This is a genomic window from Helicobacter magdeburgensis, assembly GCF_000765825.2.
In the GTDB taxonomy this organism is placed as follows: Bacteria; Campylobacterota; Campylobacteria; order Campylobacterales; family Helicobacteraceae; genus Helicobacter_C; species Helicobacter_C magdeburgensis.
Window position 1 is genome coordinate 1 of record NZ_JRPE02000051.1, and the last position, 631, is coordinate 631.

Sequence of the window (631 nt, forward strand, 5' to 3'; positions counted from 1 at the left end):
ACACAAACTCTACTTTGGTGTTATGCCAAATAAGATAGAGATGTTTTTAGATGATTGTTTAGATTTGATAGATGAGAATCTCAGAAGTCTTATCACTAGCGTGGCACAAGGAGCCACTGACTAATGTTCGGGGATTGTAATTTCTTTTTGCTTAAATGCTGGTTAAGTGTTGCTTGGAGATTTTCCCTTTTAACAGCCTTTCTACCTACGGTGCTATTAGCTCTGGAGTTGCGGCTGCTGGACAAGTAGCTGGTGCTGCAGCTATGTTTTTACCCGGTGGAGCTATGGGTAAAGGTTTAGCCAATATGGGGTTGATAGGCAGTGAATCTGGATATGCTATGGGTATGGGTGCTGCTAGAGCGGCTAATTCTAAAAATGCAGCTTCTGCTGTATCTAGTGCTAATGCTTATATGGATAAACTAGGTTCATTTAACGCTAGTGGTGGTTTAGGACAGCTTAGAGCAAACTATGAGTTAGCTGAGAGAGGATTTAACAATATTGCGCTCAGTGGTAGTCCTAAAGAAGTAATGAATGCAAGAATGGCTATGGAAAAAGCACGCAAAGCCTATAATAAAGGACTAGCAACAGAGGCAAGCTTAAATAGGCAGCTTAATGCTTTAAGCCCACAAGC

At 41.4% G+C, this 631-nt stretch carries 1 pseudogene; it reads left to right on the forward strand.

Features of this window, described 5'->3' with window-relative positions:
- Positions 1-155: 155 nt before the first annotated feature.
- Positions 156-631, forward strand: a pseudogene (locus LS74_RS10805) (hypothetical protein); the annotation flags it as partial.